Source organism: Kitasatospora sp. NPDC050463, assembly GCF_040655255.1.
GTDB lineage: Bacteria > Actinomycetota > Actinomycetes > Streptomycetales > Streptomycetaceae > Kitasatospora.
Map to the genome: position 1 here is coordinate 57,660 of NZ_JBFAJO010000039.1, position 26,371 is coordinate 84,030.

General features: G+C 73.9%; 22 protein-coding genes. 9 read left to right on the top strand and 13 right to left on the bottom strand.

Annotation, left to right across the window (positions count from 1 at the left end):
- Positions 1–42: 42 nt before the first annotated feature.
- From AB0J08_RS24150 to AB0J08_RS24160, 3 genes are all read left to right on the top strand, one after another.
- Complete coding sequence (locus AB0J08_RS24150; RefSeq protein WP_360637910.1) at positions 43–1,281, top strand: MFS transporter; 1,239 nt, start codon at positions 43–45, stop codon at positions 1,279–1,281.
- Between the two features lie 195 nt (positions 1,282–1,476).
- The gene (locus tag AB0J08_RS24155) at positions 1,477–1,779 is read left to right on the top strand and encodes a hypothetical protein (protein WP_360637913.1); all 303 of its coding nucleotides are present in this window, start codon (positions 1,477–1,479) and stop codon (positions 1,777–1,779) included.
- A 6-nt stretch (positions 1,780–1,785) separates the two neighbouring features.
- Positions 1,786–2,298, top strand: coding sequence for an isochorismatase family protein (locus AB0J08_RS24160; RefSeq protein WP_360637916.1), 513 nt, complete (start codon positions 1,786–1,788; stop codon positions 2,296–2,298).
- 48 nt (positions 2,299–2,346) lie between these two features.
- Here AB0J08_RS24160 and murQ read toward each other — a convergent pair whose 3' ends face one another.
- The 3 genes from murQ to AB0J08_RS24175 form a co-directional block, all read right to left on the bottom strand.
- A complete protein-coding gene (gene murQ / locus AB0J08_RS24165) occupies positions 2,347–3,387 on the bottom strand; it encodes an N-acetylmuramic acid 6-phosphate etherase (RefSeq protein WP_360637919.1) in 1,041 nt (346 codons plus the stop codon).
- An 86-nt stretch (positions 3,388–3,473) separates the two neighbouring features.
- The gene (locus AB0J08_RS24170; protein WP_360637922.1) at positions 3,474–4,154 is read right to left on the bottom strand and encodes a DUF6445 family protein; all 681 of its coding nucleotides are present in this window, start codon (positions 4,152–4,154) and stop codon (positions 3,474–3,476) included.
- 151 nt (positions 4,155–4,305) lie between these two features.
- Positions 4,306–4,950 (bottom strand): TetR/AcrR family transcriptional regulator, encoded by a 645-nt coding sequence (locus tag AB0J08_RS24175; protein WP_360637925.1) that lies wholly within the window; start codon positions 4,948–4,950, stop codon positions 4,306–4,308.
- 143 nt (positions 4,951–5,093) lie between these two features.
- On the opposite strand from AB0J08_RS24175, the gene mca reads away from it, so the two are divergent.
- Complete coding sequence (gene mca / locus AB0J08_RS24180; protein WP_360637928.1) at positions 5,094–5,975, top strand: mycothiol conjugate amidase Mca; 882 nt, start codon at positions 5,094–5,096, stop codon at positions 5,973–5,975.
- Between the two features lie 122 nt (positions 5,976–6,097).
- On the opposite strand, the gene AB0J08_RS24185 is transcribed toward mca, so the two are convergent.
- From AB0J08_RS24185 to AB0J08_RS24195, 3 genes are all read right to left on the bottom strand, one after another.
- On the bottom strand, positions 6,098–7,750 hold the full coding sequence (locus tag AB0J08_RS24185; protein ID WP_360637931.1) for a PHB depolymerase family esterase: 1,653 nt from the start codon (positions 7,748–7,750) through the stop codon (positions 6,098–6,100).
- Between the two features lie 306 nt (positions 7,751–8,056).
- Positions 8,057–9,058 carry a YdcF family protein gene (locus tag AB0J08_RS24190; protein ID WP_360637934.1) on the bottom strand — a complete coding sequence of 334 codons (1,002 nt, stop codon included), beginning with the start codon at positions 9,056–9,058 and terminating at the stop codon, positions 8,057–8,059.
- 80 nt (positions 9,059–9,138) lie between these two features.
- Positions 9,139–10,428 carry an MFS transporter gene (locus AB0J08_RS24195; protein WP_360637937.1) on the bottom strand — a complete coding sequence of 430 codons (1,290 nt, stop codon included), beginning with the start codon at positions 10,426–10,428 and terminating at the stop codon, positions 9,139–9,141.
- Between the two features lie 76 nt (positions 10,429–10,504).
- On the opposite strand from AB0J08_RS24195, the gene AB0J08_RS24200 reads away from it, so the two are divergent.
- Positions 10,505–11,134, top strand: a complete 630-nt coding sequence (locus AB0J08_RS24200) for a MarR family transcriptional regulator (protein ID WP_360637940.1) — start codon at positions 10,505–10,507, stop codon at positions 11,132–11,134.
- 59 nt (positions 11,135–11,193) lie between these two features.
- Here the strand turns inward: AB0J08_RS24200 and pip are convergent, their stop codons facing one another.
- The 3 genes from pip to AB0J08_RS24215 form a co-directional block, all read right to left on the bottom strand.
- Complete coding sequence (pip, locus tag AB0J08_RS24205; RefSeq protein WP_360637943.1) at positions 11,194–12,162, bottom strand: prolyl aminopeptidase; 969 nt, start codon at positions 12,160–12,162, stop codon at positions 11,194–11,196.
- Positions 12,163–12,399: 237 nt separating this feature from the next.
- Positions 12,400–13,224: a lysophospholipid acyltransferase family protein gene (locus AB0J08_RS24210; RefSeq protein ID WP_360637946.1), complete on the bottom strand. Its 825-nt coding sequence runs from the start codon at positions 13,222–13,224 to the stop codon at positions 12,400–12,402.
- Positions 13,221–14,213 carry a GNAT family N-acyltransferase gene (locus tag AB0J08_RS24215; RefSeq protein WP_360637949.1) on the bottom strand — a complete coding sequence of 331 codons (993 nt, stop codon included), beginning with the start codon at positions 14,211–14,213 and terminating at the stop codon, positions 13,221–13,223. The genes AB0J08_RS24210 and AB0J08_RS24215 overlap by 4 nt, the downstream gene beginning before the upstream one ends.
- 226 nt (positions 14,214–14,439) lie before the next feature.
- Here AB0J08_RS24215 and AB0J08_RS24220 point away from each other — a divergent pair, with 226 nt between their 5' ends.
- On the top strand, positions 14,440–15,036 hold the full coding sequence (locus tag AB0J08_RS24220; protein ID WP_360637952.1) for a hypothetical protein: 597 nt from the start codon (positions 14,440–14,442) through the stop codon (positions 15,034–15,036).
- A 4-nt stretch (positions 15,037–15,040) separates the two neighbouring features.
- Here AB0J08_RS24220 and AB0J08_RS24225 read toward each other — a convergent pair whose 3' ends face one another.
- Entirely contained in the window at positions 15,041–16,420 is a 1,380-nt protein-coding gene (locus AB0J08_RS24225; protein WP_360637955.1) for a serine hydrolase domain-containing protein, read from the bottom strand.
- A gap of 466 nt (positions 16,421–16,886) precedes the next feature.
- On the opposite strand from AB0J08_RS24225, the gene AB0J08_RS24230 reads away from it, so the two are divergent.
- Positions 16,887–18,518 carry a carbohydrate binding domain-containing protein gene (locus AB0J08_RS24230; protein ID WP_360637972.1) on the top strand — a complete coding sequence of 544 codons (1,632 nt, stop codon included), beginning with the start codon at positions 16,887–16,889 and terminating at the stop codon, positions 18,516–18,518.
- Between the two features lie 73 nt (positions 18,519–18,591).
- On the opposite strand, the gene AB0J08_RS24235 is transcribed toward AB0J08_RS24230, so the two are convergent.
- The 3 genes from AB0J08_RS24235 to AB0J08_RS24245 form a co-directional block, all read right to left on the bottom strand.
- On the bottom strand, positions 18,592–19,971 hold the full coding sequence (locus tag AB0J08_RS24235) for a M1 family metallopeptidase (RefSeq protein WP_360637974.1): 1,380 nt from the start codon (positions 19,969–19,971) through the stop codon (positions 18,592–18,594).
- 65 nt (positions 19,972–20,036) lie between these two features.
- Entirely contained in the window at positions 20,037–23,927 is a 3,891-nt protein-coding gene (locus AB0J08_RS24240; RefSeq protein ID WP_360637957.1) for a Pls/PosA family non-ribosomal peptide synthetase, read from the bottom strand.
- 658 nt (positions 23,928–24,585) lie between these two features.
- Positions 24,586–25,338, bottom strand: coding sequence for a TetR/AcrR family transcriptional regulator C-terminal domain-containing protein (locus AB0J08_RS24245; protein ID WP_360637960.1), 753 nt, complete (start codon positions 25,336–25,338; stop codon positions 24,586–24,588).
- 124 nt (positions 25,339–25,462) lie between these two features.
- Here AB0J08_RS24245 and AB0J08_RS24250 point away from each other — a divergent pair, with 124 nt between their 5' ends.
- Together AB0J08_RS24250 and AB0J08_RS24255 are read left to right on the top strand one after the other, a co-directional pair.
- On the top strand, positions 25,463–25,795 hold the full coding sequence (locus tag AB0J08_RS24250; protein ID WP_360637963.1) for a hypothetical protein: 333 nt from the start codon (positions 25,463–25,465) through the stop codon (positions 25,793–25,795).
- A gap of 204 nt (positions 25,796–25,999) precedes the next feature.
- The gene (locus AB0J08_RS24255) at positions 26,000–26,254 is read left to right on the top strand and encodes a hypothetical protein (RefSeq protein ID WP_360637966.1); all 255 of its coding nucleotides are present in this window, start codon (positions 26,000–26,002) and stop codon (positions 26,252–26,254) included.
- Positions 26,255–26,371 lie beyond the last annotated feature (117 nt).

Genomic DNA, 26,371 nt, shown 5'->3' on the forward strand with positions numbered 1-26,371 from the left:
ACGTTCGGTTGTTCCGGGGCGAGAGTGAGCGGTGCATTGAGCATGGTGGCGAAGCGGTCGCTGGGGCGGCAGTTCGGATGGCTCTGGGCGGCGTACGCGGCCAGTGCGTTCGGCACGAGGCTCGCGTTCGACGTGTTCCCCTTGATCGCGATCCTCGTGCTGCACGCCGGGACGACCGAGGTGTCGTTACTGGCAGCCGCGGGGCTGGTGGTCGGCGCGGTGGTGGCGGTGCCGCTCGGCCCGTGGGTGGAGTTCCGCCGCAAGCGGCCGGTGATGATCGCGATGGATCTGATCCGGTTCGCGGCACTGCTGAGCGTCCCCGCCGCGTTCGCGCTCGGCCGGCTGGGGTTCGCCCAGCTCCTGGTCGTGTCCGTGGTGGTCGGTGCCGCCGACATCGCCTTTACGGCGGCCGGCGGCGCAGCACTGAAGGCGCTCGTGCGGTCGGCCGACCTGGTCGTCGCGAACGGGCGTTTCGAGTCCACGAACTGGATCGCCACGGTGCTCGGACCACCGCTCGGCGGGGCGGTGACAGGGTTGTTCGGTCCGGTGGTGACGGTGCTGGCCGATGCGGTGAGCTACCTGTTCTCGGCCGCGGCCATCCGGGCGATCGGCGGCGGGGAGCCCTGCCCCGCGCGAACCGGGGCACCACGACGACCACGGGTCGGCGACCTCGTCGAGGGGTGGCGTTACATCGTGGCGGACCCGGCGCTGCGCCCGCTGTTCTTCAACACCGTCCTGGTCAACGGCCTGATCATGGCGAGCGCCCCGCTGCTGGCCGTCCTCATGCTCGGCCGCCTCGGGTTCGCCCCGTGGCAGTACGGTCTCGCCTTCGCGGTGCCCTGCGTCGGCGGCCTGATCGGCTCGCGGCTGGCCCAGCCACTCGTCACGCGGTACGGGCAGCGCAAGGTCATCCGTAGGGCCGGGGCGCTGCGGGCGTGCTGGCCGCTCGGGCTGGCCTTCATCGGCCCCGGTGTCGCCGGGCTGGTGCTCGTCATGGCCGTCGAGTTCGGGCTGATCGCCTGTATGGGCGTGTTCACCCCGGTGTTCGCCGCGTACCGGCTCGAACGGACGGGGGCGGACCGGATCGCCCGGACGCTGTCCGCATGGTCGATCACCAGCAAGGTCACCATCGCGGTGCTGACCGCCCTGTGGGGGCTGCTGGCCGGCCTCACCAGCGCCCGCACCGCGATCGCGGTCGCCGGGCTGCTGCTCCTGGTGACCCCGCTGCTGCTCCCTCGACCCGTGCGACCCGTCACCGCACCGGCCGCCGCCTGCCCCTGAGCCCAGCGCGGCGCGACCGGAGGTGCGATCGGGGCGCGATCGGGGCGTGATCGGTGCCGTGACCGGTGCCGTGACCGGGCGACCTGGCGCTGCACCGCGGCGAGGTGGTTCCGCACCGCCGGGCGGCTGCCGAACGACGCGGTCATCGACGGCCTCACCACGTGTCGCCTTGCGCGACTCGGTGTGCAGTCCCCGGTGCTCCGCCAGCACTTCGGGAACGAGCAGGAGCTGCTGGACCTCATGGCGGAGACCATGACGGCCGAGGCCCGGCCGCCGGACCGCGAGCCGGTCCCGGAGGAGTGGCCGCCCGGGCCCGCGGAGAACGCCCGGGCCCGCCGGGGACGCCCGGGCCGAGCGCCGCGTGCTGCCGGCCTCCGGCGCGACGGCACCTGGGCGCAGGTGGGCACCGTGCCCACGACCGGCGAACCGTCCGCAGTAATGGGCGTCTTCCGGGGCGCCCGGGAGAAGGCCTCCGGCCCCGGTGATCCGTTAGCGTGATCCGCCATGCGAACCCTTGACTCCGGCCGGACCGCGCTCGTCCTCGTCGACCTGATGGACCGGATCGTCGCCCTGCCGCTGGCCCCGCGTCCGGGTACCGACGTCCTCGCGGTGTCGCTCGAGCTCGCGACGGTCTTCCGGGCTGCGGGCGCCGCCGTCGTCGCCCTGCGTGTCGAGCGGCCGAACGTCGCCGAGCAGCCGGCCGGCAGCGCGCTGGTCGCGGAGGTGGCGGCCCTGGCCGATGCCGTCCTGGTGAAGCGCACCATCGGGGGGTTCCACGGCACCGGGCTGCACGAGCTGCTGCAGGCGCACGGTGTCGACACGCTCGTGTTCGCCGGCATCGCGACCAACCTGGGAGTGGAGTCGACCGCCCGGGCGGCCGCCGACCACGGCTATGAGCTGCTGTTCGTCGAGGATGCGATGGCGGCCCTGACGGAGGCCGAGCACCGGTCGTCGGCCGATCTCGACCTGCCCCGCTTCGGCGAGGTGGTCGAGCGGGAAGCCGTTCGCTTCGGGTGAGCGCGCGGCCGGGTGAGCGGATGGCTGGAGGCCACCGGGCGTCTCGGGTCAGCCCTCCGCCCGAGCGGACTCCAGGGCCTCGCGCAGCCGTCCGCCCGAGGCGGCGAGCAGCCGCCCGGCGGTCGGCGCGTCCACTCCGGCGAGTACGACCAGGACGGCGTCCTTGGCCTCACCACCCGTGGCGGCCAGCGCGCTCCTGACGGTCCGCTCGTCCGCGCCGGTGGCCACGGCGACGATCCGGTGCGCCCGGTCGCGAAGCTTCGCATTGCCCGCCCGCACGTCGACCATCAGGTTTCCGTAGGTCCTGCCGAGACGGACCATGACGGCGGTCGAGAGCAGATTCAGCACCAGCTTCTGCGCGGTGCCCGCCTTGAGCCGGGTCGAACCGGCCAGCACCTCCGGTCCGGTCTCCACCTCGATGCCCAGCTCGGCCGCCGCCACCAGGGCGGACCCCCGGGTGCAGGCCAGGCCCACGGTCAGCGCTCCCGTCGCACGGGCCCGCCGGAGCGCCGCCACCGTGTACGGCGTCCGACCCGAGGCGGAGATGCCCACGACGCTGTCGGCCGCCGTCAGTGTGAGGGCGTCAAGGTCGGCGAGGGCGAGGTCCGGGCGGTCCTCCGCTCCCTCGACCGCGCCGGCCAGGGCTGCCGGGCCGCCCGCGATCAGGCCCACGACCTGGCCGGGCGCGGTGTTGAAGGTCGGCGGGCACTCGCTCGCGTCCAGTACTCCGAGCCGCCCCGCGGTGCCCGCTCCCGCGTACACCAGCCGGCCGCCCCGACCCATCCGGGCGGCGATCGCGTCGGCCGCGTCGGCGATCGGTTCCAGCTGCCCGGCCACGGCCTCGGCGACGGTGCGGTCCTCGGTGTTCATCAGCCGGACGAGGTCGAGCGTCGTCATCCGGTCGAGGTCGGACCACTCGGGGCGTACGGCCTCGGTCGGCGGGCCGTCGGCACTGCTGGCGGCTGTGCTGCCGGCGGTCTCGGTCGCGCGTGTCGCGCCGGTCGCGCGTGTCGCGCCGGTCGTGCTGGTTGCGCCGGTCGTGCTGGTTGCCGTGCCGGGCTCGGAGTCCGGTGGGAGGTCGCTGTCCATGAGCGCTCTCTCCCCGGGTGCGTGCGCCGTCAACCCGGCCGGGCGCCCGGCGTGGGCCGGGGGCCGGGCCGTCCAGCGGTGGGAGGTCAGGCCATCCAGAAGAACACGGCGGTCATCCGCCGCTCCTCCAGCGGGATGCCGTAGTAGCCGGTGGCGCTGTGGATCAGGTTGGCGCGGTACAGGAGGAGCCGGTTGTAGCGGTTGGGAACGCGGACGTCCTCGGTGAAGGCGTCACCCGGTACGCGCCGGGTGCCGAGTGCCTCGACGAGGTTGTTGTGCGGTGCGTCGACGACGTTGCCGCCGAGGCGTCCGCCGGGGAACTGCTGGCGGTAGAAGCTGGTGCCGGCCTCCTTGGGGGCGCCGGGGCTGAGGTAGAGGACGGCCGCGTAGTGGCAGAGCGCCCGGGAGTCGGTGTGGGGGCGGGACTCCGACTCGCCGGCGCCGACCAGCTGGACGCAGTTGTGGTTGAGCGTGCCGCCGCCGGGGGTGCTCTGGACCCAGAGCCTGGGCGCGCCGGTCGCCTTGCGGACCAGGGCCTCCACCCGGGCGAGCTCGTTCGGCTCCAGGCCGGGCATGGTACGCAGGCCGGGCCAGGTCTCGGGCCGGTAGGGGTAGCCCTCGGTCCAGTCGCCCCGGGCCAGGCAGCGTTCGCGAACCGCGTCCGGATCGGGCAGTACGTTGTCCAGCACCCAGTAGTCCCGACCGGGAGTGGGTTTGCGGTACGGCAGGACGGGCAGAGTGATTCGCCCGGTGGGCTGTGGGAGCATGCGCCGACCATAGGGTCGGGGCCCACCAACGTTCTGCCGTGAACGGGTCAACCTTTCGCCAAGTGCCGGGACCTGCGCTTTGGCGCCGCGGTGCCCGTGCGCCGGGCGGCTCGGCCACGGGCGCGCGGCGGCGACGGTACGCGGTGGTGCCTCAGCCGGCCGGCCGGACGGCGTACCCGTCGAGCGCGCTTCGCAGTTGGTCGAAGGCGCGAACGGCGGACGGGCGGATGGCGGCGGATATCGACTCGTGTGCCTCGCCGGCCAGGACTCGACGGAACACCTCGGTGAACAGCGCCCGGTGGACCGCGCCGAGCAGGCCGGCCGCGAGCCGGGCCGTGAGGTCGCGGGGGGAGGAGTCGGTGGCTTCGGCGAGGACCACCGCGAGGGCGTCCTCGCTCTGCTCGTGGAGCTCACGGAGCCGGGCGAGCAGTGCGGGGCTCGCCGTGACGGTGCGGGCGAACGCGGGATCGCAGAACCCGAGGACGGGGTCGTGGCGGTCGATCGCCGCCAGGCAGTCCCGGCGCAGCGCGGCCAGTGCGGACTCGCCGGGCGCGCGCCCGGCGACCGTCCGGGCCTGCCCGGCGACGATCTCCTCGTGCAGGTCGAGGACCAGGTCCTCCTTGCGCGGGAAGTGGTTGGTGACGGTCATCTTGGCGACTCCGGCGGCAGCCGCGACCTCGGCGATCGTCGTCCGGTCGAAGCCGCGCTCGATGAAGAGCCGCGTGGCCGCGTTCGAGATCGCCTCGCGGGTGCGGCGCTTGTTGAGCTCGCGCAGATTGGGGGTGCCCTCGGTCATGGGGACGAGCCTAGCGCAGTTCACTGGGTCGAGCACAGGAATTAGGCTTGACCTATTCGATGGGTCGGACCTAAGTTCGTTTCCGGCGGATCACCGCCTACTCGACCGCTCGGCGCCACGCCCTCGAACGAATGGACCGGCCCATGTCCACCCAGCACTCCGCGCTCCGCCTGCTGACCGTGCACGCCCACCCCGACGACGAGTCCAGCAAGGGGGCGGCCACCCTCGCCCGCTACGCCGCCCAGGGGGTGGACGTCATGGTCGCGACCCTGACCGGCGGTGAGCGCGGATCCGTCCTCAACCCGGCGCTCGACCGGCCCGAGATCCGCGCCGACCTGGCCCGCGTCCGACGGGAGGAGATGGCTGCCGCATGCGAGATCCTCGGCGTCGGGCAGCGCTTCCTCGGCTTCACCGACTCCGGGCTGCCGGGCCCCGACGAGCCGCTGCCCGAGGGGTGCTTCGCGCTCCGGCCGACTGCCGTGGCCGCCGAGCCGCTGATCGCACTGATCCGGGAGTTCCGCCCCCATGTCGTCGTCACCTATGACGAGACGGGCGGCTATCCGCACCCCGACCATGTGATGACCCATCGGGTCACCGTCGAGGCCTTCGAGGCCGCGGCCGACCCGCACCGTTCTCCGGAGGCCGGCGCCCCCTGGCAGCCGGCGAAGCTCTACTACCACCTGGCACTGTCCCGGGCCTGGTTCCGGACGATGCACGAGGCCATGACGGCGCGAGGCGTCGACTCGGCCATGGGCGAGCTGCTCGCCGACTGGCCGGACACCCCGCCCGCCCTCGCCACCACCACCAGGATCCACTGCGCAGAGCACTTCGCGGAACGGGACGACGCGCTGCTCGCGCACGCCACGCAGATAGCGCCCGGCGCCGGATTCATGGCACACCCTCGGGACATCGAGCGCGAGGTCTGGCCCACGGAGGACTACCACCTGGCGCGGAGCCTGGTGGAGACGCCCCTCCCCGAGTCCGACCTGTTCGCCGGCCTGCGTCCCGGGGAGGGGCACGGATGATGCGTCTCAGCGGTACGGGCAGGGGGAGGTGCGGAGCAGGCGTCCGCTGCGGCCGTGTGGCTCCGGTTCCGTTCCCCGGCCCGGTGCGGTACGCAGGCCCGGTGCGGTACGGCCCGGCGGGCTCAGCAGTGGCCGTCGGCCAGGACGAAGTAATCAGTCCCGGTCCGCTTCAGCGTGTGGGTCGTGAAGGTGTTCCAGAGGCCCATGGCCTGTCCGGAGCCCAGGGCGAAGGTGAGGCCGCCGGCCTGCGTCGCACGGCCAGCCTTCACCTGGTTGTAGTTGTTGTCCGTGAAGCACTGCGGCGCGCCGCCCGTGGTGGTGACCGTCAGTCCCGCCGAACGGGCGCCCACGACGCCCGCCGCGTCGACGGCGGCCACGGTGTAGGTGTACGAGGCGCCGGGGCTCAGCCCGGTGTCGGTGCGCGAGGTGCCGGTCGGGGCGGCCACCTGCGCTCCGTCCCGGTACAGCACGTACGAGGCGGCGTCGGTGACGGCCTGCCAGCCGAGTGCGACCGAATCCGGGCCGGTGGTGGTCGCGGTCAGGCCGGAGGGAGCGGGCAGCGAGGGCGTGGTCGGGCTGCCGCTGTCCAGCCCCCAGAACTGCGCCGTGTAGTAGCTGGAGCAGATCGCGTCGAGGAAGTAGGCGCCGGTCGCACCGCACTGATCGGGGCCCGAGCCGGGGTCGACGGCGAGCCCGTGGCCCATGCCCTCGACGGTGTACAGCGCCACGGCGGGCCGGCCGCTCGCATCGTTGTAGACGGACTGTGTGGTGCCACCCGGCAGGGTCCTGGTGCCGGCGGCGCTCTGGCCGATGCCCCACACGTCCGTCCACTGGTCCCGCAGCTCGGTGCCGTTCACCGGTCTCACGGTGGTGTCCGCGGTGCCCTGCCAGATCGCCACCCGGGGCCACGGCCCGGAGTGGCCCGGGTAGGCCCGGCGGACTTTGTCGCCCCACTGGGCCGGGGTGAGCCGCTGGTCGTTGTTCTGGCACCCGGAGGCGGCACTCTGGGTGGTGGCGCAGTGGGCGGGCAGGCCCGAGTCGATCGCTCCGCCGGCGAAGACGTCCGGGTAGTCGGCCAGCAGATCGGCCGCCATGCCGCCGCCGGCCGACAGGCCCGTGACGAACACCCGGTGGCTGTCCGAGCCGTACAGGGTCCGGGCCTTGGCGACCATCTCGACCACCGATTCGGCCTCGCCCGTACCACGGCTGTCCTTGGCGGCGTCGAACCAGCTGAAGCAGGAGAGGCCGTTGTTGGCGGCGCCGGTCTGCGGGAACACCACCGCGAAGCCGTACCGGTCGGCGAAGGTGGTCCAGCCGGAGTCGCGGTAGTAGTCGGTGGCGGTCTGGACGCAGCCGTGCAGCGCGACCACCAGCGGCGCTCCGGTCGGCAGGCCCGTGGGGGTGTAGGAGTACATCGCCAGATTCCCGGGGTTGGTGCCGAACCCGGTGACCTGCTGGAAGCTCCCGCCCACGGCGTCGGCGGGGTTGGAGGTCGCGGCGGGGTCGGAGGTCGAGGCGACGGCGGGGCCCGCGAGGGCGGCAGAGCCGGAGGGGCCCGTGGAGGTCGAGGCGACGGCCGAGGCCGGCGCGGTGGAGGAGAGTGCCACCGCAGCCAGCAAGGCGGCCGCGGCGCGGCGCGCGAGCCGCCCGCCGCGGCGGGGCGGTCCGGCGACGAGCGCGGCAGGGGCGGCCTCGGAGGCGGCGGACCGGGTGGGCGGTGCGGGCGGGGCGGGCCTGGCGGGCGAGGCGGACATGCGCACTGGCGGCAGAGCCATGGGGACTCCTGGGTGGGGAAGGAGTTCGATGGGATGCCGTGCAGCGTGGCGCGTCCGGCCGCCGGGAGGTATGTGACGGTCACCCGCCTCTCCCGGTCCGTCGTGGGCGGCGGCGCCATTGGCGAGGGCGCCTCCGTGGTGCGCGTCGCGGTTGAGCCGGTCGGGCGAAGCAGGCAGGTCGGCTCCATGCCGGCTCGCCGGTACCGGCTGCACCACCACCCAGCTGAACGTGCACATGGTGCGCCCGGTGTTCGCCGGCTCCGGTCCATTGCGGGAGCCGGGACTAGGGAGGGGAGCGACGGCGCCTCAGAGTGCGGCGGCGAGTACTCCACACAGGGCGAGGAAGCCGCAGATGCCGAAGTTGATCAGCTTGTGGGAGAGGAAGACGGCGGCGAACTCGCGGATCGTCGCACTCGGCCAGTAGTACGCCGCCGTGGGGGAGCCGAATACCTGCCCGGTGACACCGGTCTTGCGAGCCGTCAGTGCGGCTCGGAAGGCGTGGAAGTTGTTGGTGACGATCACACAGCGGTAGTCGGGCTTGGTCTGCTCCATGATCACCTTGGAGAGGAGCAGGTTCTCCTCCGTGGTGCGCGAGCGGTCCTCGCGCACCAGGTGCGCCTCGGGGAAACCGCGTTCCACGAGGTAGTCCGCCATCGCGTGGGACTCCGGCAGCTTCTCGTCCGGTCCCTGTCCGCCCGAGGTGATCAGCACCGGGGGGTTCCCGCGGGCGGCCTGCTTCTCGTACACATCGCGACCCCGGTTCAGTCGGCTGGCCAGCAGTGGCGGCACCCGGTCGCCGCCGATCAGACCGGAGCCGAGCACCACCACGAAGTCCACGTCCCGGCGCGGCCGGTGACGGCCGTACAGGAAGGCGTAGCCCACGAAGCAGACGAACAGGAAGGAGATGTAGCCGACGACCAGCACGGCGGTGCCGGCGAGGACGCCCAGCCGGTACGAGCGGGTGAGCAGCGCCGCGACGAGCAGGGTGATCACCGCGAGAATGCCGAGCCCCGCGAGCAGGGAGAGGAGGTTGGCGGGCCGCCTGCCCTCCTTGCGGACCATGGTCAGGCTGTTGGCGATCAGGAAGCCGATCAGTGCCAAGGTCCCGATCGCCGGCAGCAGGACGATGGCGACCGCCGCCAGTTCGACGACCAGCGTCGGGGCCTTGCGCAGCTCGGCGAGCAGTGCCAGCGCGAGGAAGGAGACGGCTATGCCGAGCAGGACGGCATTGCTGAACCGGCGTCGGTCGCGCAGGACCCCGATCCCGCACAGGACGAAGAAGAGGGCCGCGGGGGCATAGGCGATCATGCTCGTATCGTAGGGGGCCGATCGGGTGGCCAGGAGTCCGCTACGGGGGCCCCACCCGCCTCCCGCGCGGGAGATTCGGTCTACTCACCCGGCCGTGCGGCCCACTCGGATTCGCGGTCCCGCCCCGCCCCTCCGGTCGGCGTGGGGACGGCACTTGGCGCGCCGGTCGTCGCCTTCGCCGTGCTGCGCCCGATTCGGCGCACGCCCGGCACCGCAGCGGTGCCCGCGCACGCCAGCGCCACCAGCGCGGCGGCCACCAGCAGGGGGATGCCGCTGCCCCAGGCGTCCGCTGCGAGCGGTGCGAGGGTGTAGCCGAGCGGGGCGGCGGCCAGCGAGAGCAGCCAGTCGTAGGAGGTGACGCGGGCCAGGACGTGCGCGGGGAACTCCTGCTGCACCACCGTCTGCCAGACCGGGTTGAGGAAGCCGAGGCCGGCCATCGCGAGTGCGTAGGCGGTGACCGTCACCGGCGCCGGGGCGGCGACCGCGAGGGCGGCCAGCGGGAGTGCGTACAGGGCGAGGCCGAGGTTGGCGAGCAGGACCGGGCGGGCCGGCCTGACCTTCCCGGCGAGTAGCGATCCGGCCAGCAGGCCGATCGCGCCGGCCTGCGTCATGGCGATCCAGACCGCGTCGCCGCCCAGGTCCCGGGTGGCGATCAGCGGGCCGAGGGTGAGCAGCACCGCCGCGGCGCCGTTCCACGTGCCGTGCGCGATCAGGCTGCTCCAGTACCAGCTCCGTGAGCGCAACTCGCCCCAGCCCTCGGCCAGCTCGGCGAACAGCGGACGGCGTTCCGCGGGGGTGTGCCGGACGGTGACCCCGGTCAGGAGCGCGGCGCTGACCACGAACGAGGCGCCGTTCAGTACGAAGGCCCAGCCGGCGCCGACCGAGTACACCAGGACTCCGGCAAGTGCGGGGCCGCCCAGTCGTGCCACATTGCTGACGGAGGCGAGCAGCGCGTTCGCCCGCATCCGCAGTGCTCCCTCGACGGTGCCCGCGACCAGCGGGGAGGCGGTCGGGAGGGCGAACGCGGAGGCGATGCCGCCGACTGCCTCGGCGACGGCGATGTGGGCCAGGCCGGGCTCCCCGCCGATCAGCTCGAGGCCGACGAACAGCTGGGCGGCGGCACGCACCAGATCCGTCGTCAGTGCCACCGCCCGGGGATTGAAGCGGTCCCCGACCACTCCGCCCAGCGGGAGCAGGAGCAGTCGCGGCACCATCGCGCAGCCCAGGACCAGGGCCAGCGCACCGGAGGAGCCGGTGGCCCTGGTGATCGCGATGGCGAGGGCGGCGGGGACGATCGCGTCGCCGAGGGTGGAGATGGTCCGGCCGAGGAAGAGCAGCCGGAAATCGGGGAGCCTCAGTGGGTGGGTCACGGCGAAACTATATTTCGGTACCGAAGTTTCGGCAACGAAATATGTTCTGCATTTCGGCGGAGCCTAGACTCGTCCCATGGAACACCCCGAGCGACGAGCCGACGAGACACGTGACGAGCCGGTGGATGCGCCCCGGGGCGAGGAGCTCGACCGGCCGCGTGGCGAGGGGCGCGACGAGCCGCGCGACTGGACCGACGATCATGTCGAGCGCTGGCGTCCGGTCCGGCCGCAGCTCGATCCGGACATCGAGGGCGCCGTCACCCGGATGACCAAGCTCCTGCGGCACCTGGGCCGGGTGCGCGAGCAGGGCCTCGCCGACTACGGTCTGCAGAAGCACGAGTTCGACACGCTCCACGTCCTGGCCGGCCGGGGCGGCCGGGCCGTCCCGTCCGATCTTCGCGACGACCTCGGTCTGGCGCCGGCCTCGGTGACCGGCCGTCTGGAGGCCCTGGAGCGGCGCGGCTTCATCGTCCGCACCCCCTCCACGGAGGACCGGCGCCGGGTCGACGTCGAGCTCACCGAGGCCGGTCGGGCCGCCTGGGGGGAGGCGCTGGACGTCGTCGGCCGGGAGGAGCGCCGCCTGCTGGGCGTCCTGGCGCCGGACGAACGCCGCCGACTCTCCGACCTGCTGCGTCGGGTCCTGCTGGCGTCGGAGGCCCCTGGCGCGGGTGGCCCACGGGCAGGGCGGCCACCGGCCCAGTCGTGAGCGGTCGCGGCCGAAGCGGTCGGGCCCGAAGCGGTCGGGGCCGGTCCGGTCTGTCGCGCTCAGTGCCGCGCGGGACCGGCGAACCGCTCGATGGCCGCGAACACCGCGGCGCCCATGGCCGGGCTCCCGGTGTGGCCGGATTCCTGGATGACCGTCAGCTCGGCGTCCGGCCAGGCCTTCGCCAGCTCCCAGGCGGTCCGCAGCGGTGATCCGAGGTCCAGCCGGCCGTGGATCAGTACGCCGGGGATCCCGGCCAGTCGTCCGGCGTCACGCAGGAGTTGGCCGTCGTCCAGGAAGGCGTCGTGTGCGAAGTAGTGCGCGGTGATCCGGGTGAAGGCCATCAGCGCGTCGCTCGGACGGTCGGAGTAGGCGTTCGGCTTCCCGAGCGACTCGTGCGCGATCACCGCGTCCTCCCAGGTCGCCCAGGACCGCGCGGCCTCGCGTCGGACGGCCTCGTCGGGGCTGTTCAGCAGCCGGCTGTACGCGGCGACCAGGTCGCCGTCCCGCTCGGCGGGCGGCAGCGCGTCGCGGAACGCCTCCCAGGGGCCGGGGAGCAGCCGGCTGACGCCGCGGTACAGCCAGTCGGTCTCCTCGGGGCGGGTCATGGTGACCCCGCAGATCACGATCTCCGAGACCCGCTCGGGGTGGGCCTGCGCGTAGGCGAGGATCAGGGTCGACCCCCAGGAGCCGCCGTACAGCAGCCACCGGTCGATGCCGAGGTGTTCGCGCAGCCGTTCCATGTCGGCGATCAGGTGGGCGGTGGTGTTGTGCTCCAGTCCGGTCGCCGGGTCGGACGCGTGCGGCAGGCTCTGTCCACAGCTGCGCTGGTCGAACAGCACCAGGTGGTAGCGCTCCGGGTCGAAGTAGCGCCGGTTTCCCGGGTTGTGCCCGGACCCGGGCCCGCCGTGCACCACGACGGCCGGCTTGCCGGCCGGATTTCCCGAGGCCTCCCAGTGGATCCGGTGACCGTCGCCGACCTCCAACAGTCCTTGCGCGTACGGCTCGCCGATCGGGTACGTCTCGGGCACGGCTGAGGTCCTCCGGGGCGATCGGCGGCCGACCGCGGTGAACTGCGGCGAGCGGCGGTGAACGGACGGGACGCCGTGAGGCTACCCGCCCGGCCCGCCGCCCGTCGATCTCCCGCCGGCCCCGGCACCCGCCCCGGCCCGGTCCCGCCACCCGCCCCCGGCCCCGGACGGCGGGCGGGTGCTCCGGCCCGGGCGCCCCGGGCCCCGGCCTCGGTACCCGGCCGCGTCGGCCGGAGGTCATCGGCCAGTGGCCTCCACGGCTGCCTGGGCGGCGCGTGCCAGCTGCCGGCGCGGCTGCCACCGGTCCGCGGACCGGCCGGTCCGGGCCGCAGGAGCCGGGATCGGGGGCAGGAAGGTCACCTCGGCCACCAGCCCACGGACCGACACCACCCGGGCGAGCGAGGAGAGCAGACCGTCCTCGCCGACGAAGGCGGGCACGCTGGTCGCCCGCCCGTCCGCGAGCCGGTACCGGACCGTCACCGGTTGTACGGGGGCGCCGGCCTGGACGGCGGCCTCGAAGAGGGCCGGCCGGAACCGGCCGCTCTCCCGCCCACACCAGGTCGACCCCTCGGGGAAGACGACCACGGGGCGGCCGGCGCGCAGCAGTTCGGTGACCGCGGCGACCGTACCCGGGAGGGCGCGCAGCCGGTCGCGGTCGAGGAAGACGGTGCCGCTCCAGGCCACCACCGGGCCCAGCACCGGCCAGTGCCGGACCTCGGTCTTGGCCAGGGAGCGGCCGGGCCGGCCGGCCGCGATCAGCGGGATGTCCAGCCACGAGACGTGGTTGGCCACCACCAGGACCCCGCCGCCGCCGGCCGGGGGCGGCGCGAGCCGGACGGAGACCCCGAGTGCGCCGAGCAGGGTGCGGGCCCACCGCCGGACCAGCTCGTCGCGGAGCCCGCCGGGCAGGGCCCGCACCGACGGAGTGAGTGCCAGACCCGCCACCAGCACGGCGAGGAAGGCGGCGAGGCGCAGGACGCGCCGGGGGAGCGCCACCACCGGGCCGGGCTCGGTCAGACAGGTCTCCGGTGTGCAGGGAGCCGTCGGCAGCCAGACACTCATGCGATCGGTCCGGGCGCGGGTTCCGTACCGCCGGGCGCGGCGGGCCCGGTGGCCGGGCTCGGGGCGGCGAGCCCGGAGAGGAAGTGCCGCAGGTAACGCGGGTCGGTGCGCTCCAGCGACAGCAGCACGTACAGGTCGGCGGTGGCGAAGTCCGGGTCGTGGGCGGGCGCGCCGCAGACCCAGGCGCCCAGCCGCAGGTACCCGCGGAGCAGCGCCGGCAGGGCGGCCCGCCCGGCCCGCGGCAGGCCGGTGGGGTCCCAGGGCCGGTGCGGGCTGACCCGGTACTCCTCGGGGGCGAGGTACTTGGCGCTGACGGTGTCCCAGACCCGCGCCGCCGTGGCGCCGCCGTCGTCCAGCGGGATCGAGCAGCAGCCGCCGACCCAGGTGTTGCCGGTGTCGGCGAGGTAGCGGGCGATGCCGCCCCACATCAGGTTGATGACGGCGCCGTTGCCGCGGTGGTCCGGGTGGATGCAGGAGCGGCCCAGCTCCACCAGGCCGTCGCGGAGCGGGGCCAGGTTGCGCAGGTCGAACTCGCCGTCGGAGTAGAGCCGCCCGGCCCGTCGCGCGGCCTCCGGGCGCAGCAGTCGGTACGTCCCCACCACCGGGCCGTCCTCGCCCTCACGCACGAGCAGGTGGTCGCAGAACTCGTCGAACGGGTCGACGTCCAGCCCCGCCACCGGGCTGTGCAGCAGGGCGCCGAGCTCGGCGGCGAAGACCTGGTGGCGCAGCAGCTGGGCGGCCCGGACGTCGTCCTCGTCGCGGGCGAGCGCGACGGTGTACACGGGCGCGGGCGCCGTGCCGAGGAGGGCCGTCGCGGCGGTTGCGGGTGCGGTGACGTCCGCTGCGAGGCCGGCCGGCGCGGGGACGGCCGGAGCGGGGACCGGCCGGGTGGCGGTCGGCTGCGCAGGGAGCGCCGGGAGCGGGGCGGGGAGTACCGAGGTGTGGCCGGGGGTGACTGCGGGCGGAGCGTACGTGGGGACGGTGGTCATGGCGGACCCTCCAGGGCGGCACGGACGACGGCAGCCACGGAACGCCGTGGCACCGGTTCGCACTGCTCGGTCTGGGGCGTGCGAACCTGTATCCGTATGGTTCTCCGCGTCGGCTGGCGTCCACGTTGCCGTTCGGCGGAGCGCAGATGTGCACCTGCTGAATGGGGCCACTCACCGTCTGCCGGACACCTGTTCGGTGCGCGGGCGCCACCGTATGCTCCGCTCCATGGGGTGGAAACCGGGCACGGCGCGGCGGCCGACCGTCGCCGCGGAGCTGCGGTACGTCCTGCAGGTTCAGGCCCAGCTGGCGGTCGTGCTCCTCCTGCTCCACCTGCTGGCACGGCTCGTCGGACTGCCCACCTCCGCCTGGTGGATGCTGGTGGTGGCGATGGCCGGTGCCCTGCAGGTCACCTCGGACCGGTGCTGGGAGGAGGACCGGAGGCGGAGCACGCTCGCGTTCGCGCTGCTGGTCGCCCCCGTGGTGGGGGTCGTCCCGTTCCTGGCGGTCGGTGCCTTCCTCGGCTGGGACACGGAGGCGACGGACGCCGCGCTGCCCCCGAGCACGGTCGTCGGCCTGCTGCTCGCCTCGCACGCGCTGCGCATCGCCCACCTGTCGCGTCTGGCCCACCTGTCGCGCCGCGCCCGCCGACCGGGCTTCGGGTCGGCGGGCGCGGCCAGGAGGGCCGGGGCGGGTGCGGCAGGGGTGGGTGCGGTCGGGACGCCGGCCGAGGACGAAGGGGTAGGCTCCGCTGCCGGAGCGCGGGCCTCCGCCGCCGAAGTACCGGGGGCCCGTCGCACGACACCGGACGGCGGTGGGCTCTGACGCCTCAGAAGGCCTGCCAGCCGGCCGGGTCGACCCCGCCGGGAACGGCGGCGGCCGGACCGTAGGGCTCGCGGGTGAGGACGAAGGAGCCGATGTCCAGATGGCTGACCGAGCCGTCGGTGGACCGGACGACCCGCAGCGTCTCGCCCGCGTAGTAGTTGTCCAGCCCCGTCCAGGTGCCGTCCGGCTCGGCTCGGAAGCGGGAGCTGCGGGTGCCGCCGGTGAGCGGCGCCAGCTCCAGGGCGCGGTCGGCCTTCAGCCGCAGGGTGTGTGCGGTGGCGCCCCAGTACCAGGGGCCGGTGAGCGCGAGCAGCTCCTCGTCGACGGAGGACAGCGGACGCCAGGGCTCGGGCAGCCGGGGTTCGTGCTCGGCGGTGAGGGCGATCAGCTCCGCCGCGACCCGCGGGGTGTTGCCGCCGGTGGTCGCGTTGGCGAGCGCGATCGCCGCCAGGCCGTCCGCCTCGCTGACCCAGAGCCCGGCGGTGAAGCCCGGTACCGAACCGGTGTGGCCGTACAGCACCCGGCCCCCGTGGCGTAGCAGTTGCAGCCCGAGCCCGTACCCGGAGGACCAGTCGTCGCCCCCCGGGCCGGTGGCGGGCCGGCGCATCTCGGCGAGGCTCTCGGCGGCCAGCACCTTCGGGTCGCCACCGGCCAGGAAGGCGGCCCACCGGGCCAGGTCGGCGGCGGTCGACCAGAGCTGCCCGGCCGGTGCCATCAGCCCGGTGTCGGTCAGCGGCTCGGGCAGCATGACGTCGGCCCAGGGGTGGACGGCGAAGCCGCCGGCGTGCGGGTTCCGGGGCAGCAGGGTGGTGCGGTCCATCCCGAGCGGCTCCAGGATCTCGCGGCGCAGCACCTCGTCCCACGGCTCCCCGCGCAGGCGCTCGACCAGCGCGCCGAGCAGGGCGTACCCCGGGTTGGAGTAGTGGTGGAGCTGCCCGGCGGGGTGCTTGCGCGGGCGCTCGCGCTCCAGGACGTCGGCGAGGTCCGGGCGCAGCGAGCCGTCGGTCCGCTCCCACCACGGCGCCGGGGTCTCGGCGGCGAGGCCCGCCGAGTGGGCGAGCAGCTGGGCGACGGTGGCCCCGTCGGCGGGGGTGCCGGGAAGGTGCCGCTCCAGCGGGTCGGCCAGGTCGAGCAGGCCCTCGTCGCGGAGGCGGAGCACCAGGACGGCGACGAAGGTCTTGGTGAGCGATCCGATCCGGTACTGCACGTCACTGTCGGGCGCATGGCCGTCGATCATGCTGCGGGCGCCGCTCCAGACCAGCCGGCCGTCCCGGACCACCGCGGCGATCAGGGAGGGCGTGCGGCCCTCGGCCTGCGCGACCGCGATCCGATGCAGCAGGGCGCGGCGGGTCGTGGGGAGGAGCTCGTCGTACTGGTCGGTCATCTGATCCTCTGAATCTTCCGAGGGGAGCGGCTGGACAGGTGTGCCGGCGCCGGGTGGTCGATCGTCACTGGGGGTCGCCGGCCGGGCCGGACGGCGCCTTCAACCTACGACGGCTGCTTGCCGCACTTCACCTCCTTATCCCGGGAGCCCCGGATCGTCCGCCGCGCAGCAACTCCGCCGCCCTACCGCTCCGCCGCCCTACCACCCCGAAGCCGCAGTCGAACCCGCAGCTGGAGCCGCTCCGGCACCACTGCGCCGCCGCACCGCCGCCCCGGCCCAGGGCCGGATCCCCGCACCACACCGGGCCCGTTCGCCCTCCGCTCACCGTCCGCTCGCCGGACGGTACTTGACAGCATGAATTGGTCCAGTCCATTTTGGGCTCCTCCCCGCACCTCCACCCCCACACCCCCACTGGAGGTCACCGGTGCTCAAGCGCACCCGACTGCCCGCCGTCGGCGCGGCCGCCCTGCTCGCGGCCGCGGCCGCGTTCACCGCCCCCACCGCCGCCCACGCGGCGAACCAACTCGGCAATCCCGGATTCGAGACCGGCACCCTGAGCGGCTGGTCCTGCACCGGCGGACTCGGCTCGGTGGTCTCCAACCCGGTGCACGGCGGCAGCAAGGCGCTGGCCGGCGCCGCCACCGCGAGCGACAACGCCAAGTGCACGCAGACGGTCGCCGTGCAGCCCAACACCACCTACTCGCTCTCCGGTTGGGTCCGCGGCAGCTACGTCTACCTCGGCGTCACCGGCGCCGGCTCCGCCTGGACCTCCGCGGCCGACTACACCAAGCTGAGCGTCTCCTTCACCACCGGCGCCACCCAGACCAGCGCGGAGGTCTACCTCAACGGCTGGTACGGCCAGGGCACCTACTACGCCGACGACCTGAGCCTGGACGGCCCCGGCGGCGGTACCCCGACCGACACCCAGGCACCCACCACCCCCGGCAACCTGCGCAGCACCGGCAAGTCCGCCACCGCCGTCACCCTCGCGTGGGACGCCGCCACCGACAACATCGGCGTGACCGGCTACGACGTCTACCAGGGTGCCACCAAGGTCGCCACCGCCTCCGGCACCGGAGCCACCGTCAACGGGCTGAGCGCCGCCACCGCGTACAGCTTCACCGTCAGGGCCCGCGACGCGGCCGGCAACACCTCGGGCCCCTCCGGCGCCCTCGCCGTCACCACCGACCCGGGGGGTGGCGGTACCCCGACCGGGTTCAAGCAGGCCGCGCCCTACCTCTACAACGGCTGGGGCAACCCGCCGGCGGCGGCGACCGTCATGAACGCCACCGGCATCAAGTGGTTCACCCTGGCCTTCGTCCTCGCCCAGAACGGCTGCAACCCCACCTGGGACAGTCAGCGGCCGCTGCTGAACGGGGTCGACCAGGCCACCATCAACGCCGTCCGCGCGGCCGGCGGGGACGTCGTCCCGTCCATCGGCGGGTGGAGCGGCAACAAGCTCGGCCCCAACTGCGCCACCACGGCGGACCTCGCCGGCGCCTACCAGAAGGTGATCGACGCCTACGGCCTCAAGGCGATCGACGTCGACATCGAGAACAGCGACGAGTTCGAGAACACCGCCGTCCAGGACCGCATCCTCGGGGCACTCAAGATCGTCAAGCAGAACAACCCCGGCCTGCGCACCATCCTGACCTTCGGCACCGGCACCACCGGCCCGACCTACTACGGCAACCGGCTGATCGAGCAGTCCAAGGCGCTCGGCGCGGACATCGACGTCTTCACGATCATGCCGTTCGACTTCGGCAACGCCTCCACCGACATGTACGCCGCCACCGTGAGCGCGGCCGAGGGCCTGAAGGCCAAGCTCAGGTCCACCTTCGGCTGGGACGACGCCACCGCCTACGCGCACGTCGGGATCTCCGGCATGAACGGCCTCAGCGACACCAACGAGGTCACCACCGTCCAGAACTGGACCGCGATCCGCGACTGGGCCAACAGCCACCACATCGCCCGGCTCGCCTTCTGGTCCGTCAACCGCGACCGCGGCTGCGCCGGCGGTGGGTTGCAGGAGACCTGCTCCGGCATCGCCCAGAACGACTGGCAGTTCACCTCCGTCACGGCCGGCTTCACCGGCTGACGCCAGGCCCCGGCCGCCCGGCCCCGGCTGCCCGGCCCGGGCCTCTCACCCCGAGAGGCCCGGGCCGGCTCCGTCAGTGGCCCGGTCGCGGCGCGTCGGTCGGTCCGCTCACCCCTCGCAGCGGCGGGAGCTCCGGGCGGTCGAGCCACGCCGTGAACAGGGTGTCCAGCGAGTGGTCGGCGTAGCGGCCCGCGTGGGCGCGGAAGTCGGCGGTGGCGACGACGCCGTGCCGGTGGGTGGTGGCCCAGTCCCGGAGCATCGGGAAGAAGGAGGCGTCGCCGAGGGTGAGCCGGAGCGCGTGCACGGTGAGGCCGCCGCGCTGGTACAGCCGGTCGTCGAACATCAGCTTCCGGCCCGGGTCGGCCAGCTTGAGGTCCTGGGGGAGGCCGGCCAGCAGGACGTGCGCGGCCGTCGCGTGCGTGGCGGCGGACGGCCCGCCGGCCCGTTCGGACCAGAGCCACTCCGCGTACTTGGCGAAGCCCTCGTTGAGCCAGATGTGGCTCCAGTCGGCGATCGACACGCTGTTGCCGAACCACTGGTGGGCCAGCTCGTGGGCGATCAGCCGCTCACGCCCCCAGCCCCCGCCGAGGTGGTTGGTGCCGAAGGTGGCGACGCCCTGCGCCTCCACCGGGACGTCCAGCTCCTCGTCGGCGACGACCACCGCGTACTCGCCGAACGGGTAGGGGCCGAAGAGCTCCTCGAAGAACGCGGTCATCTGCGGCTGCCGCCCGAAGTCCACCGCGAAGTCGCCGCCCAGCCGCTCGGGCACGTACCCGGTCTGCCGGACGGCCGGGCGCTCGGCGAGCACGACCGGCCGGTAGTGGCCGATCGAGACGGTCACCAGGTACGTCGAGGTCGGTGCGCTCTGCTCGTACACCCAGGTCGTACTGGAGGCGTGCGTGGTGCGGGTGAGCAGTCGACCGCCCACCACCACGGTGTACGGGGACGGCGTGGTCACCGAAATCTGGTACGTCGCCTTGTCGGCCGGCCGGTCGTTGCAGGGGAACCAGGACGGGGCGCCGACGGGCTGGCTGGCGACCAGCGCGCCGTCGGTCAGTTCCTCCCAGCCCAGGCCGCCCCACGGGCTGCGCACCGGGCGCGGGTTACCGGTGTAGTGGACCTCGACGGTGAACGCGGCGCCGGCCGCGAGCGCCTTGGCCGGGCGCACCCGCAGCTTGCCGGCCCGGTGGGTGTACCGGGCGGCCTTGCCGTCCACCAGGACCCGGCCGATCCGGAACTCGGCGAGGTCGAGCGCGAACTCGGGCAGCGCCGTCCCGGCGACGGCGCTGAGCCGGGCGGTGCCGCCGAGCCGGTTGGGCCCGGGCCGGTAGTCCAGGGCGAGCTCGTAGCGGTGGACCTTGTAGCGGGTGTCCCCGCTGTTCGGGAAGTACGGGTCCGGGGCGGCGGTGGGGGCCGCCGAGGCGTGCTGGTGGTTCACCGGGCGGGGTTTCACCGGGTCGTGCGCTCCCTGCGAACTGGGGGACGTGGAGGTGGCGGGCGTCTCGACGGGGGCGGCGGTCACGAGGTGGCCTGCCACACCTCGATCGGGTTGCCCAGCCACCGCGTGTCGGCGGGGACGGACTCGGCGCGCATCACCAGCGAGGCCGGGCCCAGGGTGCTGCGCGCGCCCACCGTGCTGCCGGGCAGCACGATGCCGCCCGGGCCCAGGGTGGCGCCCTCGCGGAGGATGACAGTATCCATCCGCATGATCCGGTCGTGGAAGAGGTGGGTCTGCACCACACAGCCCCGGTTGATGGTGACCCCGTCCCCGAGGGTGACCAGGTCCGCCTCCGGCAGCCAGTAGCTCTCGCACCAGACGCCCCGCCCGACGCCCGCGCCGAGCGCCCGCAGCCAGACGTTCAGCACCGGCGTGCCCGGCACCGCGCCCACCAGCCACGGCACGGCCAGCACCTCGACGAAGGTGTCCGCGAGCTCGTTGCGCCAGACGAAGCCGCTCCAGAGCGGGTGCTCCACCGCCCGGAACCGCCCGACCAGCAGCCACTTCGCCGCCACCGCGACCACGCAGGCCGCCCCGCCGGCCGCCAGCAGCACCAGACCGGACAGCAGCGCCGCCACCACCGGTGACCAGCTCGCCGACAGCCAGGAGAGCGAGGCGAGGGTCAGCGCACCGAGCGCGCCGGACGCCAGCACCGGCAGCAGCCGGGCCACCTCCACCAGCCCGCGCGCCCAGAGCAGCCGGGCCGGGGGCTCGTAGGTGAGGCTCTGGTCGGCCTGGTCGGCCGAGCGCGGCAGCCGCATCGGCGGCATGCCCAGGTAGGAGCTGCCCTTCTTGGCCTTCTTCGGCGTCGCCGACAGCACACCGACCAGCCCGCGCGCCGGGACGGCCCGGCCGGGAGCGGTCATCCCCGAATTGCCGAGGAAGGCCCGCTCACCGACCTTCGCCTCACCGAGTCGCAGCCAGCCGCCGCCCAGCTCGTACGGGGCGATCAGGGTGTCGTCCGCCAGGAAAGCGCCGTCCCCGACCGTGGTCAGGCTCGGCAGCGCCAGCACGGTGGACACCTCGGCGCCCCGGCCGACCTTCATGCCCAGGGCCCGCAGCCACAGCGGCGTGACGAGGCCCGCGTACAGCGGGAACAGGATCTCGCGGGCCTGGTCCATCAGCTGGGTGACCGTCCAGGCCTGCCAGCCGACCCGGCCGTGCAGCGGGTGCACGCCCGGGGCCAGTCCGATGCTCAGCAGCCGCACGGCCGCCACCAGCTGCGTCGCGTACACGGCGCCGTACGCCAGGGTGGCCGGGAGGAGGCCGAGCAGGGCGCCGCCGAGCGCGGCGCCGAGGTCGTCGCCGGGGTGGACGAAGCGGGAGAGCACGGCGAGGCCCGCGAGCGCGGGCAGCACCGGCAGCAGGCTGAGCGCCGTGCCGCTGGCACCGAACAGCGCCGCCCAGCGGGCCTGGCGGGCCGGGCGGTCCTTGGGCCAGGTCCGCTCGGCGCGGCCCAGCTTCACGGCGGGCGCGCCGCCCCAGCGCTGGCCGGTCGTCACCTGTCCGGTGACGCTGGAGCCGGCCACCACGTGCGCCCGCTTGCCGACCCGGGCGCCGGGCAGCAGCGTCGAGCGGGTGCCGACCACGGCCCCCGAGCCGACCTTGACCGGGCCGACCTCCAGTCGGTCGCCGTCCAGCCAGTAGCCGCAGAGGTCGACCTCGGCCTCCACCGCGCAGCCCCGGCCCAGCTTGAGCATCCCGGTGACCGGCGGCAGCGAGTGCAGGTCCACCTCCGGGCCGACCTTGGCGCCGAGCGCCCGGGCGTAGCGGATCAGCCAGGCCCCGGAGAGGGAGCTGGCGCCGGTGACCTCGGCCAGCCGCTCGGCGGTCCAGAGCCGCAGATGGGTGCTGCCGCCGCGCGGGTAGCGGCCGGGCCGCAGGCCGCGCAGCAGCAGCCGGGCGCCGCCGGCCGCGACGGCGAGCCGGCCCGCGGGGGAGAACAGGGCCAGTGCGCCCGCGCCGACCGCCCACCAGGAGGCGGTCGGCGCCCAGGGGTAGTCGCCGAACCAGGTGAGCACGTTGCCGAGCGCGAGCAGGGCGACCGTCCAGCGCAGCCCGACCACGGTGAAGAGCGGGATCAGTAGGAGCAGCTGGAGCAGCTTGGCCCTGGTCGGCACCAGGGCGATGGTGCGGGTCTCACCGCTGTCCGCCGCCGACCGCTCCAGGTGGCGGGCGAGCTTGCGCAGGGTCGGCTGCTGGTAGATGTCCAGCACGGCGGCGCTCGGGTAGCGGGTGCGCAGCAGGGTGGTGAGCCGGGCGGCGGCCAGGCTGCCGCCGCCGATGGCGAAGAAGTCCTCGCGCGGGCCGGCGACCGGTACGCCGAGGATCTCGGTCCACTGCTCGGCCAGCCAGGCCTCGGTGCCGTAGAGCTGCTCGGTGGGCCCGGCGGCCTCCAGGTCGGGCAGCGGCCAGGGCAGGGCGTTCCGGTCGACCTTGCCGGAGGTCCGGGTGGGCAGGGCGTCCACCGGGGCGAGCAGCGGTACCAGGGCGGCGGGCAGCTCGGCGCGCAGCTGCTCGACGGCCGCCGCCCTGTCCCAGCCGTCCTTGGTGACCAGGTAGCCGACCAGCAGCTGGTTGCCGCCGCGCGCGGTGCGGACGGCGGCGGCCGCACCGGCGACGCCCGGCAGGGCCTGCAGGGCGGCGTCGACCTCGCCGAGTTCGATCCGGCGGCCGCCGAGCTTGATCTGCTCGTCACCGCGGCCGAGGAAGAGCAGGCCCGCGGGGTCGGCCTGAACGAGGTCGCCGCTGCGGTAGGCGCGGTCCCAGCCGAGTGATGGCAGCGGGGCGTACTTCTCGGCGTCCTTCAGCGGGTCCAGGTAGCGGGCCAGACCGACGCCGCCGATCACCAGCTGGCCGGTACCGCCCGGGGCGACCGGCTCGCCGGCCTCGTCGACCACGACGAGGTCCCAGCCGTCCAGTGGCAGGCCGATCCGGACCGGGCCGTCGCCGGTGAGCAGCGCGGCGCAGGCCACCACGGTCGCCTCGGTGGGGCCGTAGGTGTTCCAGACCTCGCGGCCCTCGGTGACCAGCCGCTGCACCAGCTCGGGCGGGCAGGCCTCGCCGCCGAAGATCAGCAGCCGGACTTCGTTCAGCGCCTCGGCGGGCCAGAGCGCGGCCAGCGTCGGGACGGTGGAGACGACGGTGATCTCCTGCTCGGCGAGCCACGGGCCGAGGTCGGCGCCACCGCGCACCTGCGAGCGGGGGACGGGTACCAGGCAGGCGCCGTAGCGCCAGGCCAGCCACATCTCCTCGCAGGAGGCGTCGAAGGCGACGGAGAGGCCGGCCATCACACGGTCGCCGGGGCCGATCGGCTCGTCCTGGAGGAACAGCGCGGCCTCGGCGTCGACGAACGCGGCGGCGTTGCGGTGGGTGACGGCGACGCCCTTGGGCCGGCCGGTCGAGCCGGAGGTGAAGATGATCCAGGCGTCGTCGTCAGGGGTCGGCCGGGCGTCCGTGGGTACGGCGGGTCGCCGGTCGCCGGTGAGGGTCAGGGTGCGGTCGGCCCCGAGCACGCCGGCGACGGCGGCCTCCTCGAAGACGAGCTGGGCGCGCTCGTCCGGGTCCTCGGCGTCCACGGGTACGTAGGCGGCGCCCGCGGCCAGTACGGCGAGGATGGCGATGTAGAGGTCGTTGGTTCCGGAGGGCACGCGGACGCCGACCCGGTCGCCCGGGCCGATCCCCGCGCCGGCCAGCCGGCGGCGCAGCTGCTCGACCTCGGCGGCGAGCGCCCGGTAGCCGAGGACGGTGTGTCCGTCGTCCAGGGCCGGCTCGTTCGGGTGAGTGCGGACGGCGGCGTCCACGATGTCGATCAGGGTGCGCGGGGCCGGGGCCGGGCGTCCGGGGAAGAGGGCCTGCGGGGTCCGGGAGGCTCCCGCGCTCTGCTCTGTCTGGCTCGGTTCAGCTGTCATGGCAGCCGTGCGCTCCTCGTCCTCGCCCCTGGTTCCGACCGTGTCCGGCCCTTGGGGCGGTGGGAGCACCCACCTGATCGGGTGACCCACTCCGGGGCCGAAGCGGACAACCTGACCGATGGTAGCCCCGGGTGATGAACGGCGTACCGCCCGACACTTCAATCAACTTGCCTGGAAACGGCCGAATCTGACGAGTAGTCAGTCACTAACTTCAGCCCTCCGGGATGGATGTGACGATATGTCAGTCGAGTTGACGGATCGTCAGACGAATTCTTCGGAAGTGAGCCACGCCACACCGGATTGTGCTCCCTTCGGGTGGCGGGGCCCGCTCCGGTGCTGCCGGTCGGCTCCGGCGCGGCTCCCGGGCGAGGTCCGGACGTCCCTTCAGGGGGCGCCGGTCGCCCCGGGGCCGCACGCGCCTGCCGGGAAGTCGAGGGGGGCTCGGCGGGAGGCCTTCTCCAGCGAGTGTACGGCGACGGCGCCGGTCGGGGTCGGGCTCGCGCCGGGGCGATGCGCGGCGGCGTCCAGTCGGCGTGGCGCAGGACCGACCGGATCATCGCACCGGACGGGATCCGGGGGCTGATCGCGGCGGCGCTGCGTGGGCCCGACGGCGTCGACGGGTCGCCCGGTTGAGCCGTGCCGATTCGGTCGGCGCAGGTCAGCGAGGTGGGTGGCCGTTCTCTTCGGTTCTGCCGGTGTTGCCGGTCGTGGCTGCCCCGGGGGTCGCCGCGGCGGTCGGGTCGGTCCCGGTGCTCGCCCCGACCTCGGTGGCGAAGCCCGCGAGCAGAATGCGGAGCGTGCGGTGGAACCGCTGCTCCGAGTCCAGCCCCGCGCCGCTGTCGAACGCCTGGACCAGTTGCGGGTAGGCCGTCGGGTCGAGCGATCGGAACTGCTCGGGGTCGGGTTCGGTGCCCTCGTGATGCGGGGTCCCGCCGGCCTCCGCCAGGGTGTGCCCGAGCGTGAACGACACCGTGGCGTTGAGGACGTCCAAGGCGTCCGTGAGCGGCACGCCGTCCGCGCGCAGCGTGGTGATCCCGCGCTCCAGCAGTCGCAGAGCCGCCGGGGTGGCGGCCGGCCGGGTGGCCAGCACCGTGAGCATCGCCGGGTGGTCGAGCAGCATGCGCCGCAGGGCGACGGCGAAGTCGCGGACCACCTCCGTCCACGGCCCGGCGGGCTCGACGAACAGGTCGCCGGCCGACAGCTCCAGCAGGCGCTCCACCATGCCGTCGAGCAGGGCCGCCTTGCTGGGTACGTAGTAGTAGAGCGTCATGCCCTCGACGCCCAGTGCCGCGCCGAGCTTCCGGTTGGAGAGGGCGGACAGTCCGTGCTCGTCGACGAAGGCCAGCGCCGCGTCGATGACCTTCTCCCTGGTCAGGCCGGTCCTCGGGCGTCCGCGTCCGCCTGCCGCCATGGGGGTGCTCCTCCGTCGTGTCCGACGCTGTGGCCGAGCCGCGCCTTGACAGTTCTTGCGCTGCAAGAAAACAATAGCGGACGGCAGGATCTTGCACTGCAAGAAAAGTATCCGGGAGGATGTCATGCAGCTCATCGGCGTCATGGTGCGCAGGCTCAACGACGGAGTCGAGTACGGAGAATTCCGCAAGGGCTGGATCCCGGACGAGATCGTTCCGGGAGATCCGCGTACCCGGGTGATCACGGCGGCCGGCCTGGAGGACCCGCAGGAGATCGTCACCATCGCGATCATCGAGGGTGACCACGGCCCCGAGTCCATCGCGGAGTGGATGGAGAGGCTGACCCCGATCGAGGAGCGCCGCTTCGAGCGGATCAAGGATCTGGTCGGGCCGCCCAGCCTGAACGCGGTCTACCGGGTGCTGTCCGAGGACGACCTCTCCGCGCCGGTCGCCGAGTAGCGCTCGGCGGAGTGTCTCTGCGGGGAACTCGCCTCCGGGGTGCGGATCCATCGTGGTGACGTTCGGTTCGCGGCCCGGGGGGCCGCCGGCGGCGTGCCCGACCGTCGGTGGGACGGCGGACCGTCGTGCGAAAAGGGACCGCCGGACGAGTTGTGCGTGTCACTGTGTCTGTCGGTGATGACGGCACGTGCTTGGGGAGGCTTGGTGGCGGCCGACGGGAACGCCGAGGGCATGCGGGCACAGCGGGCTGTGTTCGTGGGCCCGCATCAGTTGCTGCGGCCGTTGGGCGCGGGCGGGATGGGGGAGGTGTACCTGGCCCGCTCGCCCGGGTTGAGACTGCTCGCGGTGAAGGTGATCAGGGCTGAGTACGCCGAGGACCCGCAGTTCCAGCGCCGCTTCCAACAGGAGGTCGAGGCCGCCCGGCGGGTGACCGGTTTTCACACAAGACCAGGAAGTTAAGCCGCTGCGGCGTTCGTCAAGTCCCTGACATGGCAACGGAGCCCCCGATAGAACTGCGTCGACCAAGATCGCTGTTCTGGGGGCTCCGTTGGGTGTGCAGTCTGCCATGTCGCGTAG